This is a genomic window from Neobacillus dielmonensis, assembly GCF_000612665.1.
In the GTDB taxonomy this organism is placed as follows: Bacteria; Bacillota; Bacilli; order Bacillales; family Cytobacillaceae; genus Neobacillus; species Neobacillus dielmonensis.
In genome coordinates this window covers 1-18,381 of the sequence record NZ_HG942022.1, presented here as the reverse complement: position 1 = coordinate 18,381, position 18,381 = coordinate 1, and the positions used below count along the sequence as shown (strand labels likewise).

Genomic DNA, 18,381 nt, shown 5'->3' with positions numbered 1-18,381 from the left:
AATGAAAAAAATTAAACAGTTCCTTCAGGTTGTCCTTTGTACTGTGTTGATGGGGTCGGTGATCTATTTGGGCAATGGCAAAGTACTTGCCAAGGAACAATATATTACTATAAAGAATGGTGATACATTATATAGCATTTCGAAGCTATATCATATTACGGTTGAAGATTTAAAGGAATATAACCAATTAACCAGCAACAAGATTATAGCTGGTCAAAAGTTATTGATTCCAGATTTCGAACAAACCAAACCCATGTATGTTGTGGTTGCTGGTTCTTTTGGCAAGAAAACGAATGCTGACAAACGAGTCACTCTTTTAAAAAAGAAAGGAATTGAAGCGGTCGTCGTTCAAAAAGTCATAACGGGAAAGAACTTTTATCGGGTTCAAGCCGGAGTGTTTTCGAGTAAATCCAAAGCGCATAAAATGAAATCAAAGTTACAGGATATCGGGATAAAAGATGCGTTTTTATTATCTGAAAGGCCACTTCATATTAACGGAGTCATAGTAAGGTCTTCTTACAATCAGCTTTTGCAAAAATTCGGGAAACCCATTAAAACAGAGGATGAAAACAAAACCAGATCTCTTTATTATAACAATGAGGGTGCCGGGGTTCGTGTAACATTCAATTCAGCAAATGACTCCATTGAACAGCTGCAAGTGTACCCGGAATTTTTAACCACCACTTCCATCCCAACAGAGAAAAACAAAGTCCTCCATGCATATGGAAATCCCAATGAAATGAAAATCGTTAGCTGTTATGAAAGTGCTACATGTGAACAAATCATTTATAATTTTTACAAAGTTCATTTAATTATACAGATTGATCGAGATGGAAAAACAGTACAATATTTAGATTTACGAAAAGCCAAATAATTATACCAATCGAAATATCATGGTTATTCACTTATAGACAAAAAGGATTCAGCAGACAATACTGAGTCCTTTTTAACTTTATTACCTACTATTTGAAGGCATTTTCTGTTTCGTGGTCATTGCCAGATACGTCAGCATCGCAAACACTATTAGCATTAATCCTGTAATCAACAGCCATCCAAATGTAAAGCTACTCGTCTGGTCAACTGTGTATCCATAAATGGGAGGAATCAAAACGGCACCAATTGACCCTAACGTAATGCTAATGCCACTAGAAATTCCTGCTTGTTCACGCGGCACTAATTCACTCGCCAGGTTCATCCAAATGCCATTAAAGCCTGATACGCAAAAACCAAATACGACAACAATCGGGACGATTGCCCAAAAAGGGACGTTAGGAATGAATGCCAAGGTGACACTTGAAAAGGCAGTTAAAACCGTTATGATCAATAAAATGACGACACGATTCCCATTAAACAGGAAATCACTAATCATTCCCCAAGCAATTCTCCCTAATGATCCGCTCACTTCAGATATAACTAACAGAATACCCGAAAGAACTAATGAAAAGCCTAACCTCTCAAAAGCGAAAATCACGAGATACGTATTTAAGCACATTTGTGATCCGTTTAAACCCATCGCACTAAAACTTACTAGCATGAGTGCCTTGTTCTTGAACATCTTAAACATCGACTTATAAAACTCAACGAGGCCAGCAGGCCCAGCTGACTTTTCTTGTTCCGGTGCATCTCGATAGACGAAATAGGAAAAAAGGCCGCTAACCAGCAGTAGAAAACATGCGGCCATCATGACCGGCCGCCAGCCAAATTCTGCCGCTAAAGGCAGCAAAATTAAACCTGCCAAGGCAGCTCCTGCCGTCACACCCATTTGCTTAATGCCCATGGCCGTTCCTCTTTGTTTTAGCGTGAACCAATAAATGATTCCCCTATTCGTGACCGGATGCATCGAGCCATAGCCGAATCCCCCGAACATGACCATTAACAGCACTGCCCAAAACTGGCCGAGTAACATCATGGCTAAAAAGCTGAGACCTAAACAAAAAGCAGAGATTAACAAAAGAATTCGGGAACCAAGCCGGTCTGTGAGAAAACCGGCTGGAACAGAAGCGACAGCCTGCCCTAAAAACAGGGCTGCTGGCAGCATTCCAATTTGCGATTTTGTTAAAGAAAGGTCCTCTCCAATTAATACCCCGAGTGGACCGATACTTCGTCCTACAAAAGCGACTGCAACTTGAGCCAATAGCAGAAATATCAACATTCGCCACGGCTCGGTTAGATAGACAGCCTTATTTTTTACGATTAAATTGGGCATTTCATATTCGCCTCTTTTATATTAGGCTTTTAAACTAACGGCATTCATGTCCTCTTCTAAAATTTTATTTTTTGAAACAGAAGTGGACGCTAGGTAGGAACCTCCTATACAAATGAGGAAGTTCAGTGCCAATCCAATAATCCCCCCGTGAATACCAAATACGGTTTTATGTCCGGTGAATGTAAGCATGCCTGCCACAATAGCACCAAGAATCATTCCCCATAATACAGGCTTGCTAGTTAAGCGTTTCCAATAAAGCCCGAGAACAAAGGCAGGAAAGACTTGAACGAGTAACTCAAATTTTAACACGAAGATTTCATATAATGTTCCCGGTGGATACCATGCGATCCAAAGCAGTCCAAAGATCGCAATAATACCGATGATTTTGCCGACCATTACCTTTTTATGCTCTGTTGCACCTGGGTTAATGAATTTTCCATATACATCATTGGAAATAAGAGATGAAAAGCTGAGTAGTACAGAATCTGCCGTCGAAACAATCGCTGCTACAATACCGCCAAAAAAGACGATCATAATCCAGTAGAAAAATGGATTAATCGCAGCAATTTTATTAGCCATCAAACCGACAAGCTGTTCCGATTCATTGCCTTCTAAACCTGGGAAAAGCTTTAAGCCGATAATTCCCACAAAGAAAACAAGTCCAGTCGTCAAAAGTGGCATCCAAGCCATTCGTGCAAATGATTTTTTTAATGTTTTTTCGCTTTTGGCAGCGTAGATTCTTTGAACAGCATGTGGATAGATACTGGCCCCCAAGCCGACGAGTACCAACATACTGAACCAATTGATATTCACTTCCATTGGAGGAACCGCTGTTTTGGCAGGTTCGGTTTCAGTAATAAAACGAGTCACATCACTAAAGTTACCACCCGCTAAGTAAACTCCTCCGGTCACAAAGAAGATAATTCCAATTAACAGAACAATCCCCTGCATGACATCGGTAAACGCAACCGCCTTCATCCCGCCCATCCATTCGTAAGCTAACATGACTAATACAAAGGCAATAACTGCTACCTGATACGGAATTGTTCCGCCTGTCATTCCTGAAACGGCTTGACCAATGGCGACTAATTGTTCGAGCAGGTAGTTCCCTAATCCCCAAAGCATTAAAAAGATAGCTACAATCGTTATCCCTTTTGAGTTAAACCGGTGTTGCAGCCAATCTGTTGGGGTAACAAAGTTTCGCTTTTTGGCGATAACATATAACCTTGGTGCAAATAGTAAATACACACCAATAATAATCGTCATAAACGAAATTGATTGCAGCCAAGAAAATCCGGTCCGATAAGCGGAAGGCGCATACCCTACAATCGTATTCCCGCTATATTGCGTCGCGAAAAGAGTGAAAAATAAAGCGATAAATCCTAGATTTCCACTAGCTAAATAATAACCTGATAAACTCTCATGAATGTTTTTTTCTCCCCGGCCAGAAAAATAGCCAATGACAAGCATGATTAGTGCAAATACCGTTAATATGATAATTCCATCCATTCCCGCAAAAGTTAACTCACCCAATCGGTATCCCCCCTTTAATTTTCTGCCTCTTCTTCGTCTTCAACAATTCTCCATTGGGTTAAACAAACCCAGCTTAAGTAAGCACATAATAGAATAGAAAAAAGGAAAATGATGAATGCCCAGAATGGGAAGCCTAGAATATAGGGCTCCACCAATCCCTTAGAAAAATACCATGGAACATTTCCCAGCACGATTAGCAGCAAACCAATCCAAATCCACTTTTTCCGAATCGGTTCTTTAATGTTTTTATTCATCTCACATCCCCCTTTTATATGATTCTTTTCTCCTGTAATTCTTTCAATTTTTCCTCATCATAACCTAATAGCTCCTGATAAATTTCAAAATTATGTTTTCCCATTACCTCTGGTCCGACATGTTGAACTTTTCCTGGTGTTCTGCTTAATTTCGGGACAATTCCAGGCATTGGGAATTCACCAAGTTGTGGATGCTCGACCTTAATAATCATTTCCCTTTCCTGATATTGCGGATCCTCCACAATGTCTTTTGCTGTATAAATTAAACCGGATGGTACACCCTTTTCCTCAAGAATGGCTAAGGCTTCTTTCGCCGGAACTGTTTTGGTCCACTCCTCGATGAGCGAATCGAGGAGTTTCATATTTTCTCCCCTGGCATGGTGTGTGGCAAAACGCGGATCGTCGGCGAGCTCCGGTTGTTCCATTGCTTCACACAATCTGCGGAATACACCATCTGCATTAGCTCCTATGACAATATACGTTTTGTCCTGTGTAAAATATATGTTGGAAGGAGCGACACCTGGAAGGATGTTGCCCATCCGCTCACGTATGTAGCCTGCTAATAGATAATCAGGAATAATACTTTCCATGATCGAGAAAACAGATTCATACAGGGCCGTATCCACTACTTGCCCTTTTCCCGATTTCTCCCGTTCATGCACGGCGACAAGGCAGCCAATGGTAGCAAATAATGCGGCTAACGTGTCTCCGATGGAAACGCCAATTCTGGATGGCGGACGATCTGTGAAGCCGGTTACATTTCTTAGCCCGCCCATTGCTTCACCTACACTGCCGAATCCAGCTCGATTTTTATAAGGGCCGGTCTGTCCGAATCCTGAAGTCCTAACCATGATTAATTTAGGATTGATTTCAGAAAGAGTTTCGTAGGAAAGATTCCATTTTTCCATCGTCCCTGGGCGGAAGTTTTCAATCAAAACATCTGCTTCTTTTACTAATTCTTTTAAGATGTTTTGACCTTCTACCTCACGTAGGTTTAGAGTAATTGATTTCTTATTTCTGGATTGAATTGGCCACCAAAGTCCCACTCCGTCCTTTGATTTGCCCCAATCTCTCATCGGGTCGGATTTACCGGGTGGCTCCACTTTAATAATCTCCGCACCGAAATCTCCCAACATTCTGCCGGTGAAAGGCCCTGCCAATAACGTTCCTAGCTCCAACACGCGCAAATCCTGTAACGGTAATCTCTCTTCCGTCATGTTTCTTCCCCCTTGTCTAAACCGCTTGATTATTTTGAAAATTTATAATTATGTGTACAAATTTAAATGTTTGTATACAATTAGTCAATGGCATTTGTTTGTTTTTTAAAAAAATGGATATTTTTACCCAAATTGCATCGACTATATCTAATTTTTCAGAAAATTCGTTGTAATGGATTTTGATATTGTATACAATGAACGTGAGGTGTTGATATGGATGCATACGAATTCATAAAAGAGCAGATTATCCTGGGGAAATTTGAGCCAGGTATGAGGTTAGGCGAGGAAACACTGGCAAAAGAACTGAACTTAAGCAGAACACCTATTAGAGAAGCCATCAAACAGCTGGAAGCGGAAGGACTTGTCATACCTTTAAAACGAGGTGTTGGAGTCAGAAGCTTCACCAAAGAGGATATAAGGCAAATTTATGATTTGAGAACACTTCTGGAAAGCTATGCGGCTAGCCAAGCGGCCATTCATAGGACGGAAGATGACTTATTAGAATTAGAAAATGCTAACGAACAATATGAACAAGCCATTAATCATGCAGTCTCCCTAGATATGACGGGAATCCGTAAGATCGTGAATGTAAACCAAAAGTTTCATGAAGCGGTTGTAGCAGCTTCTAATAATAACCATTTATATTTTCACCTTTCAAAGGTCGTCGTTATCCCAATCGTGTTTCGTTCATTTTACTGGTATAACGATTTCCAACTGCAACAGTCTCTCGAGGTTCACAAAATTATTTTTGAAGCCATTAAAAACAAGGAACCAGAGCGGGCACGGATTGCTATGCACGAACATATTTTCCAAGGTCGTGATAATGTATTAAAACATCTGGATGATATAGAAATTAGTCATTTATTGAAGGAGGAAGTGAAATGATTGAAATTTGTGAAGTAGGGCCGCGTGATGGATTACAAAATGAGTGTAAAGTCCTCCCTACCAATGTAAAAGCTGAATTAATTTTAAGATTAATTGATTCTGGGATTCGTAACATCGAGGCCGTCTCGTTCGTCAACCCAAAAGTGGTTCCGCAAATGGCAGATGCTGAAGAGTTAATAAAACTTCTTCCAAAGGATAGAAATGTCCGCTATGGAGGTCTTGTCCTCAGCCGTTCCGGTCTCGACCGGGCGTTGAAAACCGATATCGATTTTCTCCATGTGGTGACCACTACAAGTGATTCCTTTAATCAACGTAATGCGAAAAGAACAGTTCATCAAGCAGTTGAAGAGCTTTCAAAAGTCATTAAAGAAGGCGCTGAAGCCAACAAGGGGGTTGCTGGGGTTCTAGGTACTGCCTTTGGCTGCCCTTTTGAAGGTGAGGTTCCTTTATCACGGGTATTATCAGTCGCAGAAAAATTTATTGAGTCCGGTTGTACAGAAATCACTTTAGCTGATACGACCGGAATGGCAAATCCAGCGCAGGTTCATCAGGTCGTTTCAGCTTTTTATGAACAGTTTGGAAAGGATTTTTCACTCGGTCTGCATTTTCATAATACCCGAGGCCTTGGACTGGCCAATACTCTAGCAGGCTATCAGGCGGGGGTCCGAAGATTTGACTCGTCTATCGCCGGACTTGGAGGTTGTCCATTTGCTCCAAAAGCTGTCGGCAATGTTTGTACCGAAGACATGGTGAATATGTTTCATGGGATGAAAATCGAGACTGGGACGGACCTTAACAAGCTTTTAGAAACCGCTAAGTGGATGGAAACAAACATGGATCGACCACTCGACGGCATGTTAATGAAAGCTGGTATTGCGTAATTTACCAAAAAGCTGACTCAAAAGTTTTGGAATTCTAAACGCTTTGACGTCAGCTTTTTAACTGTGATTTCAATTATAGGAAGCCTTAAAAACGCAAGTCACCCATTCGTTGCTTTGCTTCCTTTCCTTCAACAAGAATCCAGCATCTTTAAATAAGGTTGCAACAAAATAGTTTTTGTGCAATGAGGATATCGATATTTTCTTGCGTCCCAATATTTAAAAAAGTCCAATCATATTCTCTGTTTAGTTGATTTCGCTTCTTGATTAAATCACTTTGAACTACATTTACCGGCTTTACAGCATTTAATTCGCATTGATATAGAATTTCCCGTTCAACTGCTTGGATGTCATAGGTATCAATAGAAGAGGCTCCCCTAAGGGCCACAGCCACACTTAAGACTCCTGAACCGGCCCCAATATCTGCCACGCTCAATCCTGTGAAATCCTCTCCCAATATGAAGGACAAACAATCTTTTGTGGTTTCATGATAACCTGTCCCAAAGTTTCCTTGGGGATCTAGCACAATTTGATTATCTTTGTTATATTGATTTTTTCTCTCTGGAGTCGTGATGACCCAGCCATTCTCAAGGACAATATCATCAAACGTTTGCTGGAAATTCTGTTCGTTTACTTCCTTAATCACAAGACTTGCTTCATCAACTGCTAATAATTCTAGTAACTTCCCCCTTTCCTTTTTTTCAATATAATGTTGTATATAGATATTGAGTTCTATTGTTTCATTTCTCTTCTCTACAAAAGCATAGCTGTTTGAATCGGTGAGGACATCTAAAGGCACCTCGTAATAGGTCTGGTAATAGCCTTTTTGATACAAAGAAGTGACGAGTCCCTCGATCTTTTGACTTGGGAGTCTTACGGTAATTTCATACATTGCCAATACTCCTTATTGGTGGCAAACGATAATGCCAGCTTTTATCATACTTTTTATCATTATCGCCAGCTGCTCTAAAATGAAATTGAGCTACGTGATAAAAGTTCAATTTTATTAACAAATTAAAATCAAAAACGAGGTAGTCCTAAAATCGGACCACCTCGTTTTTTACGTAAATTATTTTGAATTTTTCCAGACCTTACTTAATTGGTTAGCATCAGAGATTAACTTTGTTTTTAGTGCATCGTGCACGTTGGTTTCTTTGCTGAGAAGCTTAACAAAGTCATCCATGTGTTTTGCCGCCTGAGCAGGGTTTCCAATTTCTAACTGGTGCTGAACTTGATCCAGTTTATTTTTAATCACGGAATAGACTGGACTATTTAGCTCCAGATTTACCGTATGCTTCAGTGCTTGAAGATTAGCGGTATAATCAACACCTGGCGCTTTTAATTTTCCATTCAGGACCGTATCTTTCATATCCTCACCGAGATAGAATCCTAGATGCGGCGGCTGATTGTAGGCACTGTTCTGGAAGCCAATCCCGTTTTTATATAGAGGATCCTGCATGAGTGTATAAAGCCTGTACTGTGTAGGAATCGTGGTGCTAAAGATTCTCAACTCTGAATCGTCCGTTGTTGGCAATAGAACTTCTTCACGCCAATCACCAAGAATGTCTGCCTGAAGCGTTGGCGTCGCCTTTGTTCCATTACTGCTGTGAACACCCTCAAATTTTTCTAGAGTATCCACTTTCCCAGTTGATTCATTATATTTAGAGATCAAAGTATCATCCAATAACTCATTCAACAGGTCGCCATCCCAATAAAGGGCAAAGTTCGTTGACAGCCCAGTTGGCTTTTTCGCTAGTTCCACGTTGCCTTGGACATTATACACAGCGCCACCGCTATCAACAGTGGAACCGGCAGCTCCCCAGAATTCATAGCCTGGGCTAGAAGTGATGTTTGCCGCCAATCCACGGCCTGCATCCGTATACGCATAGAACGACATTAAGGTTTCCCCTGTTGCCGCATCGTGTAATTCTTCAGAAGCAACAGCAGGGATTTCATGCACTTGCATGGCGCTAAGACCTTCACGATCAGGATCAAACGCACCTAAATGCTGGGCGTCACCATGAGAGCCCTGTTCGCGTCCCATCTCTCCATCCATGGCATAGAGAATGGTTCCATCTTGGTCGAGCGTCAAGGAACCGGCCACAATTTCATCACAGCCATCATTGTCAACATCCCCAACGGACAAATTATGGAAGCCCAGTCCTGCACCCTTTCCTGCTACATTCGAATCAAACGTCCATTGTTCTTTTAGCTTGCCATTTTCAAGGGTATAAGCCGCAAAGGTTGTTCGCTCATAATAGCCTCGGCCAAAGACTGCGCTTGGTTTTTTGCCATCCAAGTAAGCCAGCCCGGACAGGAACCGGTCAGATCGGTTATACCAAGTGTCTCCCCATGAAGCGCCGCCATCTTCTTCACCGACAGGAAACGCATAATCGATGGTGTCAATCACCTTACCGGTCTCCCCATTGAAGACAGACATATATTCTGGACCGCCAACGACATGGCCGTGGGTACCAACATATTTTCCGTCATCTGCCGGATTGCCGATTTGGGTGATAATCTTGGTTTCGTCGACCTTTCCATTAGTCGCGCCATAGGTTTTGGTTCCGTCTGCCGTTTTGATCATGAATTCATCTTTGCCATCTCCGTCAAAATCGGAAATCACAAATTGGTTGTAGTGGGCACCGGATGTCAGATTGTGTCCCATATCCATCCGCCACAACAGCGTTCCATCTAATTTATAAGCATCAAAAATCGTTGGCCCCGTGTAACTCGAAAATGAACTGTCAATCGCGTTGGAAGGATACCATTTCACGATGACTTCATATTGGCCGTCACCATCCAAGTCGCCGACACCTGAATCATTCACGGAGTAAGTGTAGGACTGGCCATCAGGCGTTACCCCGCCCGCAGGCTTTTGCATAGGAATCGACAAGTAATCCTTATCGGTGGCTTTTACGTCATTTAATTCTTTCGATTGACCATTCACAAGTGTCTCCACGGTATAAGTATCAGTTGAGGAGCCTTCAGAATCACTGTAGTTGGTGACCGCTAATGGTTCTTTGTTTAATTTTTCTCCATCGCGGTAAATATTAAATTTCACGTCTTTATCGTATTCATCAGCAAGCAAACGCCAGCTGACAAAATTGCCTTGATCGGATTTCAGCGCAATGGCGCCCCGGTCGAGAAACTCTGTTTGTCTGTCTGTTTCTGGAGGAGTCAGGCGGTTGTAAACATAGATTTTTGCCGATTTGTTAAAGCTGTTTACAATTCCCTCTGTATCAGCAAGCGTACCTTTAAACTCGTAGACTCCCGGTTTGCTAGGATCCCATGCCTTGGCGCCGACATTTTCCCACTTGCTTACCTCCACTTCTTTTTTGCTGTTATCCGCAAGCGTCACACCAACGGTTTTAGGCAGTCCAATTGAAGAGATGTCCGTTGTTGTTTGATCCACATACACACGGTGGTATGCCAGCTTATCTACCAAATAAAGGACGTTATCGTCCACCGGCACATTGGAGACCTCGAAATTATCTAGGTATGTATCCCATGACTCATTATTTCCTGAGGTGCGGATGCCCACCAATTTTAAGGATGCGATCGACCCATCAAAGCCCGAGCCATCCAATGAAAAAGTATGTTCACTTAAATTCTCATCATTTTGGCCTTTTATCTTTAAGGTTACCGTATTGTTTCTGTTGTCAAAATGGATACCAAAATGATACCAAGCTTCCATATTGGTAATGCTTGTTTTGACGGTCTCCTGTCCTTTGGCGAAATAACTTAACACCTCATTACGGGTATTGTTGATGGTAAGTACAATGTTACCAGCGCTGTCGATCAATCTAAACTCTCCGCCGTTTTCGTAAGGGTTGCTGCCTTTATCATTGATTTGGCCTGGATACCAATCGAAGTTGACAGAGACTTCGCTTCCTTTTACCGCTGTATCAAAATTCTTTGTGGCTACACGGCCGCCTTTTTGGTCAATGATTTTATATTCAAGCTTGCCTGTGTTATTTCCGCCTACATTATCCTTATTTATGGAAACGGTCGCATTTGATGTCGAAAATCCCCATAAATCGCCAGTTTCAAAATCCGTTTTCGCCAACACATTGTAAGGGACCGTCGTTTCAGCAACAGCTGCATATGGAAGGCATGAAAAGACGAGGCCTACTGTTGTGACTACGGATGCAATTCTTGTGTTCTTTTTATTTTTCCCCACTAAAGTTCACTCCTCTTATTTTTTGAAAAGGGTTGAAGTTGGCTCATGTTGAAGGTCTCCCCCTGAAACAGTTATGGGTTTCTCCGCTTTCGAATGAACGGCACCAGCTTCTGTGTATACAGCTTCCCTTCTTACCACATCGCCTCCCTTTCGAACAAAAAATCAATGGTCTCAATTTTTACAGACAATGTAAAAATAGACCATCCGCACGGAAGCGGTTACAAAAAATTTAAATATTTTTTGATGCCATTTTCGGTATAGTCTACTTTACATGTCTTTCAAAACAATAAACCATTGTTATTGAATATGGTAGTGTCTTTTAAACTATCTTTCAATTCGACATTTTTGCAAACAAAAAAGCCTTGTGGAACAAGGCTTTGATTGTTTATTGGACATTTTTTCCGAACTATCACTTTTTTGCAGCTTGGGTCTGACAACCTTTTACAACTACTAGTTCCTACAAATTGTTTATACTAGGGAGGAGCTTTCTTCTTTAGTAGAGTTCAATGAGTTTAGTTCATCTAGCATATGACTAGCATAGGTTTGGCTATAGTGCATAACGGTATCAACGACTACTTGTGAAGCATATTCCATAAAGTTCCCCATGAAACTCCTATTTTCCGGATGGAGGAATGTCCCGATAAATTCAACTAATAAATCGTTTACGAACTTGCTATGAAAATAGATTCCTTGTGCATGGACTACCTGCTCTTCAAAGCTTGAGCCTCTATAAACAATCTCCTTAAATCTCGGCATGTTCTCAGCTAAAAAGTTGGATTCTCTGACATGCGTCGGCACATTCGCCAAGATTTCTTGGAAACTTTCAGGTGAGACAAACTTTTCTTCTTCAATACACTCCGATAAAAAAGAGAGTGAGGCATTGGTATACGCATATTGGAAGGTAACATTTCCTATGAGTGACTCTAAATACGCTTCTGGAGAACTTACGCTGTCTCTTGCTTGTAATAAAACCTTTTGAATCGCTTCTTGCAACACGAGTTTATCCCAATTGGGCTTCCTGATAATAGCATTAAAAACATCTGCTGTGTTTTTCGATAGCACTTCTACTGACAACGTTTACATCTCCTCTAATAGGTGTTTTTTCAGAAAACTATTTCCCATATTATCTATAAGCGCTGACCAAGCTGTACGGTTTCAGATACCTGTACAAAAATGACCGCCTCTTACTTTTAATTATACATGAGACCTTATCTGTCATAAAGTAGATTATAAAATTCAGGAGGGAAATCGTGTGGGTTTTATCCATTTACATATTCGTTACACTCAAACCGCACATCCCTTGGTGAATATTCCGACCATCGCTTTCCGCAAAAAAATGAAGCAGGTGAACCGTCCCCCTGCTTCAGTTGAGTCAATTCTTAACTAAGCTATTCTTATAGAATTTGATTAAGCCTTCTACAAAACCATTGGCAAGTGGCAGACTAGGGTCTGAATAGGTTTTGATGTTTTCCTGCGGATCTGCCGGCGCCTCTTTAAATACGTGATTCATGTTTTCAATAATTAGTAAGCTCGCATCATCTTTTGCTGCTTTCAACCGTTGGGCATCCTTAACGGCAACTTGTATATCGTGCGTTCCATTTATGATAAGGACAGGAATATCGAGTTTTGCTATCTCTTCTGTTGGGTCATATTTGATCCAAGAAATCAGGTACGGCTGAACACTTGGTCGGAAAAGATGTGCAAGCTTTTCATCAATTTCATCCGTTGTTTTTCCTGTTGTTAGATTGGCCAAGATCGTATGTATTAGTCCGCGAAGCTCTTCTGGTGCCCCAGCGAGTTGTTCTTTAAGTACTTCATTTATTGGTCTGCCCGCACCAGCGATAGAAACATAGGAATCTGCCCCAGCAAGCTTTGCCGCCACCATTCCTACTAGTGAGCCTTCACTGTGCCCGATGACTCCAACTTTTGTAAATCTGGAATCGTTTTTTAATGTGTTAACCCACTGCGTTGCGTCGTGGATGAATAGATCGAAACGAGTATCGATTTCAGGCGGGACCGCTTGAGCATTTTTACCTGCGCCTCTTTTATCATAGCGTAAACTAGCGATACCATGTTCCGCTAACGCTTGAGCAAGCATTTTTAAACTATTGTTTTTTCCCGGTAATAAGACAGAATTTCCATCACGATCGGTTGGTCCAGATCCAGGAATAATCAAGACTACGGGGCATCGGGTGTCACCTTCCGGCAAGACTAAAGATCCATAAAGTTTTCCATGTTCTGTATCAATCGTCAGAAACGTCTCGCTATCCTCTAAATTGCTTCCATTTTGAGTTGGTGTTCCTTCAGCCTTTATTAGCTGAAACGGAAAAGATTGTCCATGTTGTACAAATAATCCCTCTATTTGATCCTCATCGATCTTTCCTGAAAATGTGATTTGCTGATTTGGTATGGGCATTTCAAAATAAATATTCGTATCCTCGAGCTTGATATTCACTAATGGGAAGTCCGATAAATTTTGGGCAGGGATACTAATGCTGCCTAAAAAATCACTTTCTTGGGTAAATTGTACGTTCACTTCCAACTGATTTCCTAAAATATCAATAGATCCATTCCAATTTCCAATGATGATGCCAGAATTCATTGAATTCCACCCCTATTTGGTTTTGACTTATGATCACTACATTCGACAATATCTGGAATTTTTCCTATCTAAAAGTTTTAAAATTATGGTAAATTTTTATCATATACTTTAATAAAAGGCGTTCTAAGAAAGGCGTAATAAGGATGGGAGACCGATCAAATATAGGTTGGTGAAGCTAATATGAGAATCAATTTATCCGAGACCCAAATGACGGAAGTTAAACGAATTCTTGAAAAAGAATTTTTGATAACAGCGATCGTTCCAACAGATGACTATTTATTTATCAACTGTTTTGCAAAAAGACAGAGGGAAACTGTCTATTATCATCTTTTTACAGAAAAAGATACGCTGGTTATCCGCTGCTATGCACGAGTGTTTGACAGTTTAAGCCTAGACATAGTAATCAAAAGCACAGCCAAGAACCTTTTTGACTACTTGTTAAACCAGACAGGCTTAAAAAACACTACGTACATTGAAAACGGAGTCGTTTGGAATTTTTAATCAACCTAGGAAATTAAATATTTATACAGTTTTGCCGCTGAAGTACACCCGGAAACCAAACAAGTGAAATGAGTATATTGACTTAAGGACAAATATATATTATATTTTTTGAATAATCATACAAATAGGGGGTTAAAAATGTTAGTTAAAAAATTTCGTCATGTTGTTTTTTCCAGTGCCATTTTATTTTCAGGAGTTTTAACAGTTTCCACCTCCAGTGTTTCAGCTGAGAAGCCGGAATATGGCAAGGTAGCCTACCAGCATACAGAGTATCTATCTGAAAAAATCGGTCCACGAGTAGCAGGTTCCCCAAATGAAGTAAAAGCGGGAAACTATATTTTTAATGAGTTGAAGCAACTTGGCTATCAACCTAGTAAACAAACATTTTCCTATACCAGAAGAGGAACAACAAAGACTTCGGCAAACATCATTGGGACAAAAATCAGCAAATCCAACAAATTGAAAAATAATCCACAGATTATCATTGGCGCCCACTATGATTCAGTCAGCGTCGGAAAAGGAGCAGACGATAACGCTTCAAGCATCGGTGTCATCCTTGAGACGGCCAAGGCCATCCAAAAAAGAGAGCTTCATTATGATGTCAAATTTGTTTTCTTTGGCGCTGAAGAAGAAGGACTGCGCGGCTCCGATTATTATGTTTCGCAGATGTCACAGGAAGAAAAGGACAGGACCATTGTGATGATCAACCTCGACAGTCTGCTTGCTGGAGATAATATTTACGTGTATGGAAGCCCGGGTGAAGACGGCTGGCTTCGTGACCTTGCGCTGGATATCGCCCAGAAGAAAGGAATTCCGTTGGGAACCAATCCGGGAATCAATCCTGATTATCCGCAAGGCACGACTGGGGATTGGAGTGACCACGCTGCATTCCAAGAGGCCGGCATTCCAATTGGTTACTTGGAGGCAACCAACTGGGAGATTGGAGACCAGGATGGATATACCCAAACCGTCAAGCATGGCGAAATTTGGCATACTGAAAATGATAATCTAGCATTCTTGGAAAAAGAGTTCCCAGGCAGAGTGGAGACACATCTATCCCAATTTACTGAAATTCTGATTCAACTTATGTCTGATATTAAAAAGGTTCAATAGAAATCCATGGAATCACGGCTAAAACAGGTTGAGGTTAGGTTTCAATCTTAGCTTGGTGAGGTGTTATCTACAAATTTGGTTTAGATATCTACAAATTCGGTCTAGGTATGGACAAATTCAATCGTTGGGTTACGCCAATACAGGTTGAGGTAACTTTCGATGTTAGCTTCGTTAGGTGTTATCTACAAATTGGGCCTAGATATCTACATATTTGGTCTAGGTATCTACAAATTTTCTAATAGTATCGACAAATGCAACCGTTGAGTTACGCCAATGCGGGCGTATCTACAACGCTGTTTTGCTTTGACAGTATAAAAAAGACGGAAGACCAGACATGCGGTCACATGTCTGGTCAAGCAATAGATGGTACCCTTAGAAATGAATCATCTGTGACATCATCCACCCGAGCCTCTGAACGCAAGGGTGGATAATTTTTTGGAAAAACTGTCATTCAATCCATCCAATTCCCGTTGGCTGGATTGAATTTGAACTGTAAAGTCGGTAAAATATACCTATTCTATTATCCTAGTGAGCCCAAAGGGTGATTCCCGTGAAAAGAAAGTTAGCCATAAGTGACGTGCATGGACAATTGACAGCCTTAAATCATTTGCTGGATGCCGCCAAATTCAATCCAACTCAGGACCAATTGGTATTCCTTGGCGATTTAATTGATAGAGGTCCTGACTCAGTTGGCGTGATTAAGTTCGTTAAACAGTTGCAGGAAAACCATCCCGAAAACATTTTTGTCATCTTAGGAAACCATGAAATTATGCTGCGTCGTTATATATTTGGCGGGAGTAGCCATATGTGGCTGCAGTATGGCGGGCTTAAAGTAATTGAGGAAATGAAAACACTTTTTGCTGGTGAAACCGACCGAAATGACCATCTCGTTTGGCTGGCCAATCTCCCTCTTGCTTACATGGATGAAAACTATTTATACGTTCACGCAGGAATGGATGTGTCATGCCCTATCCATAAACAGCATGAGGATAGTACCTTTATGGCATTGGACACAATGTATACCGTTGACGATGTTGTTTTAAATAAAGCTATCGGGAAACGGATCATTGTTCATGGTCATACCCCCTACTCCAGTGTTTATCAAGCAGGCCGTTTTATTTCTTGTGATACTGGAGCTTCTGTTCTTCAAAATGGCCAACTGTCATTGGTCGATGTGACCAATGGTCTTTACTACTGTAACAATACTCAATCTCCTGACGTTACTCAGTTACCAATCAAACAGCTGGATATTACCGAACGGATCCTAACAGATTAATAGAACAATATGGAAACAGGCATAGCTTTTCTGCCAGTTTCCAAAAGACTGGCAGTACCTCCCCTCCTTTACTTTTCCCCAACAGGTTAAACCCTCGGTACCTCATCTTTACAAGTATTGCGTATTCCTAAAAATCATTTTGTAAGTTTACATCATTTTTTTCATTCCTTTTAGCATTAAGCGACCTCTGTATATCTCCATTATTTAAAACATAGTAGTTTTATTAACCTTAAAACCTCTTTCCAAAAAACAGGTTGTTACTTTTAAGGTAGAAATGGAGGGAATCAATGAAATCATTTCTGAGAAGGAAGTCCATTGAGCAACTACAAAAAGAAGGCACGAATAGTACAGGGCTTCGGCGTGTCTTAGGTTTATGGCAGCTAACAGCCATCGGGCTAGGAGGAATCATTGGGGTAGGAATTTTCGTTCTGACAGGAGTAGCAGCCGCTGAACATGCTGGGCCTGCTGTCATCTTATCCTTTATAATCGCGGGGCTTGCCAGTGCAGCAGCAGCCTTATGCTATGCGGAATTCGCCGGATTAATTCCGGTTGCGGGCAGTGCGTATACCTATAGCTATGTAGTATTAGGCGAAGGGGCCGCCTGGCTGATTGGGTGGGATTTATTGCTTGAATATACCCTGGTCATCGCAGTAGTGGCGATTGGATGGTCAGGCTATATGCAAGAAATATTACACCAAATTGGCGTGCAGCTTCCATTATGGGCACAGGGCGCCCCGGGGACAGGTGCCGGCCATCGAGTCGACCTGATCGCGATGATTATCAGTTTAGCCATTGCCTGGTTGCTTACCCTTGACATGAAATGGGGAGCACGATTTAATAACTTAATGGTCATCATCAAACTAAGTATAGTGGTTGTGGTCATTGCAGTTGGCAGCTTTTACGTGGATACCGCCAACTGGCACCCGTTTATGCCATTTGGGTTTCATGGCGTCATGGGTGGCGCCGCATTGGTATTCTTCGCCGTATTCGGATATGATACCTTAACCACGGCTGCGGAGGAATCCAAAAATCCACAGCGTGATCTCCCCCGTGCCGTCGTCTTTTCCTTAACGATTGCACTTTTACTTTATATCGGCATGTCCCTCGTGATTACTGGTATGGCTTCATATGAAACCTTAAATAATGCCGCCCCGATTGCGAAGGCTTTTAGTCAGGTAGGTTTAAATGGGATCACGTTAATTATTTCGGCTGCCGCTATTGCTGGGATTTTATCGGTTCTGTTTTCCTTTATGCTTGCTGGTTCACGTATCTGGTTCGCGATGAGCCGAGACGGTTTGCTGCCCAACTGGTTTGCCAAAGTCCATCCTAAATATAAAACACCTTACCGGCCAACACTTATCATTGGCGTGGTAACAGCCATTGTATCAGGTTTAACCCCGATTAATGAGGTCGCTGAATTAGTGAACATCGGAACTTTGTCGGCTTTTATCCTGATTTGCGCATCCATCATGGTTCTGCGCATCAAACAGCCTAATTTGGAGAGAAGATTTAAAACACCGTTTGTCCCCCTTGTTCCGATTATCGGAATTGGTTTCTCTCTTTATCTGATTATCAGTTTGCCCTCTATCACTTGGATTCGGTTTGTGATTTGGATGGTGGTGGGGTTTGTTCTTTATCTCTCATACGGCAGACGTAGGAGCAATCTTTATAAAAATTAACCTTCAGCTGCTGAGGTACCCGCGTCTATATAGGCAATCGAGTAGGAGGGGGTG

At 41.5% G+C, this 18,381-nt stretch carries 15 protein-coding genes; 7 read left to right on the top strand and 8 right to left on the bottom strand.

The features are described 5' to 3' along the window. The first annotated feature begins 1 nt into the window (after nucleotide 1). Nucleotides 2-874 (top strand): LysM peptidoglycan-binding domain-containing protein, encoded by an 873-nt coding sequence (locus tag BN2425_RS00875; RefSeq protein ID WP_042454065.1) that lies wholly within the window; start codon nucleotides 2-4, stop codon nucleotides 872-874. An 81-nt stretch (nucleotides 875-955) separates the two neighbouring features. Here the strand turns inward: BN2425_RS00875 and BN2425_RS00870 are convergent, their stop codons facing one another. The 4 genes from BN2425_RS00870 to BN2425_RS00855 are packed head-to-tail and all read right to left on the bottom strand — an operon-like array spanning nucleotide 956 to nucleotide 5,210. Beyond that, entirely contained in the window at nucleotides 956-2,206 is a 1,251-nt protein-coding gene (locus tag BN2425_RS00870; RefSeq protein ID WP_042454062.1) for an MFS transporter, read from the bottom strand. Between the two features lie 21 nt (nucleotides 2,207-2,227). Then, entirely contained in the window at nucleotides 2,228-3,739 is a 1,512-nt protein-coding gene (locus tag BN2425_RS00865; RefSeq protein WP_042454060.1) for a sodium:solute symporter family protein, read from the bottom strand. A gap of 14 nt (nucleotides 3,740-3,753) precedes the next feature. After that, a complete protein-coding gene (locus BN2425_RS00860) occupies nucleotides 3,754-3,993 on the bottom strand; it encodes a hypothetical protein (RefSeq protein ID WP_042454057.1) in 240 nt (79 codons plus the stop codon). Between the two features lie 14 nt (nucleotides 3,994-4,007). Next, nucleotides 4,008-5,210, bottom strand: coding sequence for a CaiB/BaiF CoA transferase family protein (locus BN2425_RS00855; protein ID WP_042454053.1), 1,203 nt, complete (start codon nucleotides 5,208-5,210; stop codon nucleotides 4,008-4,010). A 213-nt stretch (nucleotides 5,211-5,423) separates the two neighbouring features. Here BN2425_RS00855 and BN2425_RS00850 point away from each other — a divergent pair, with 213 nt between their 5' ends. Further along, the gene (locus BN2425_RS00850) at nucleotides 5,424-6,095 is read left to right on the top strand and encodes a GntR family transcriptional regulator (RefSeq protein WP_042454050.1); all 672 of its coding nucleotides are present in this window, start codon (nucleotides 5,424-5,426) and stop codon (nucleotides 6,093-6,095) included. Next, complete coding sequence (locus tag BN2425_RS00845; protein WP_042454048.1) at nucleotides 6,092-6,976, top strand: hydroxymethylglutaryl-CoA lyase; 885 nt, start codon at nucleotides 6,092-6,094, stop codon at nucleotides 6,974-6,976. The genes BN2425_RS00850 and BN2425_RS00845 overlap by 4 nt, the downstream gene beginning before the upstream one ends. Before the next feature lie 148 nt (nucleotides 6,977-7,124). Here the strand turns inward: BN2425_RS00845 and BN2425_RS00840 are convergent, their stop codons facing one another. From BN2425_RS00840 to BN2425_RS22900, 4 genes are all read right to left on the bottom strand, one after another. Next, nucleotides 7,125-7,865, bottom strand: a complete 741-nt coding sequence (locus tag BN2425_RS00840; protein ID WP_042454046.1) for a 50S ribosomal protein L11 methyltransferase — start codon at nucleotides 7,863-7,865, stop codon at nucleotides 7,125-7,127. A gap of 177 nt (nucleotides 7,866-8,042) precedes the next feature. Beyond that, nucleotides 8,043-11,156: a rhamnogalacturonan lyase family protein gene (locus BN2425_RS00835; protein WP_042454044.1), complete on the bottom strand. Its 3,114-nt coding sequence runs from the start codon at nucleotides 11,154-11,156 to the stop codon at nucleotides 8,043-8,045. 468 nt (nucleotides 11,157-11,624) lie between these two features. Next, nucleotides 11,625-12,230 carry a hypothetical protein gene (locus tag BN2425_RS00830; protein ID WP_042454041.1) on the bottom strand — a complete coding sequence of 202 codons (606 nt, stop codon included), beginning with the start codon at nucleotides 12,228-12,230 and terminating at the stop codon, nucleotides 11,625-11,627. 298 nt (nucleotides 12,231-12,528) lie between these two features. Beyond that, on the bottom strand, nucleotides 12,529-13,758 hold the full coding sequence (locus BN2425_RS22900; protein ID WP_074432991.1) for an alpha/beta hydrolase: 1,230 nt from the start codon (nucleotides 13,756-13,758) through the stop codon (nucleotides 12,529-12,531). 180 nt (nucleotides 13,759-13,938) lie between these two features. Between BN2425_RS22900 and BN2425_RS00820 the strand changes: the two genes are divergently transcribed. From BN2425_RS00820 to BN2425_RS00805, 4 genes are all read left to right on the top strand, one after another. Then, entirely contained in the window at nucleotides 13,939-14,259 is a 321-nt protein-coding gene (locus BN2425_RS00820; protein WP_042454038.1) for a hypothetical protein, read from the top strand. A 138-nt stretch (nucleotides 14,260-14,397) separates the two neighbouring features. Continuing rightward, complete coding sequence (locus BN2425_RS00815) at nucleotides 14,398-15,372, top strand: M20/M25/M40 family metallo-hydrolase (protein ID WP_042454036.1); 975 nt, start codon at nucleotides 14,398-14,400, stop codon at nucleotides 15,370-15,372. A gap of 550 nt (nucleotides 15,373-15,922) precedes the next feature. Further along, nucleotides 15,923-16,648 (top strand): metallophosphoesterase family protein, encoded by a 726-nt coding sequence (locus BN2425_RS00810; RefSeq protein ID WP_042454033.1) that lies wholly within the window; start codon nucleotides 15,923-15,925, stop codon nucleotides 16,646-16,648. 287 nt (nucleotides 16,649-16,935) lie between these two features. Continuing rightward, nucleotides 16,936-18,327, top strand: a complete 1,392-nt coding sequence (locus BN2425_RS00805) for an amino acid permease (RefSeq protein ID WP_042454030.1) — start codon at nucleotides 16,936-16,938, stop codon at nucleotides 18,325-18,327. Nucleotides 18,328-18,381: the final 54 nt, after the last annotated feature.

Bases quoted from the DNA above. Each gene is read 5' to 3' on its own strand.
- BN2425_RS00855 (WP_042454053.1), bottom strand. From the start codon at position 5,210: ATGACGGAAGAGAGATTACCGTTACAGGATTTGCGCGTGTTGGAGCTA.
- BN2425_RS00875 (WP_042454065.1), top strand. From the start codon at position 2: ATGAAAAAAATTAAACAGTTCCTTCAGGTTGTCCTTTGTACTGTGTTG.
- BN2425_RS00815 (WP_042454036.1), top strand. From the start codon at position 14,398: ATGTTAGTTAAAAAATTTCGTCATGTTGTTTTTTCCAGTGCCATTTTA.
- BN2425_RS00845 (WP_042454048.1), top strand. From the start codon at position 6,092: ATGATTGAAATTTGTGAAGTAGGGCCGCGTGATGGATTACAAAATGAG.
- BN2425_RS00870 (WP_042454062.1), bottom strand. From the start codon at position 2,206: ATGCCCAATTTAATCGTAAAAAATAAGGCTGTCTATCTAACCGAGCCG.
- BN2425_RS00850 (WP_042454050.1), top strand. From the start codon at position 5,424: ATGGATGCATACGAATTCATAAAAGAGCAGATTATCCTGGGGAAATTT.
- BN2425_RS00840 (WP_042454046.1), bottom strand. From the start codon at position 7,865: ATGTATGAAATTACCGTAAGACTCCCAAGTCAAAAGATCGAGGGACTC.
- BN2425_RS00805 (WP_042454030.1), top strand. From the start codon at position 16,936: ATGAAATCATTTCTGAGAAGGAAGTCCATTGAGCAACTACAAAAAGAA.
- BN2425_RS00820 (WP_042454038.1), top strand. From the start codon at position 13,939: ATGAGAATCAATTTATCCGAGACCCAAATGACGGAAGTTAAACGAATT.
- BN2425_RS00860 (WP_042454057.1), bottom strand. From the start codon at position 3,993: ATGAATAAAAACATTAAAGAACCGATTCGGAAAAAGTGGATTTGGATT.
- BN2425_RS22900 (WP_074432991.1), bottom strand. From the start codon at position 13,758: ATGAATTCTGGCATCATCATTGGAAATTGGAATGGATCTATTGATATT.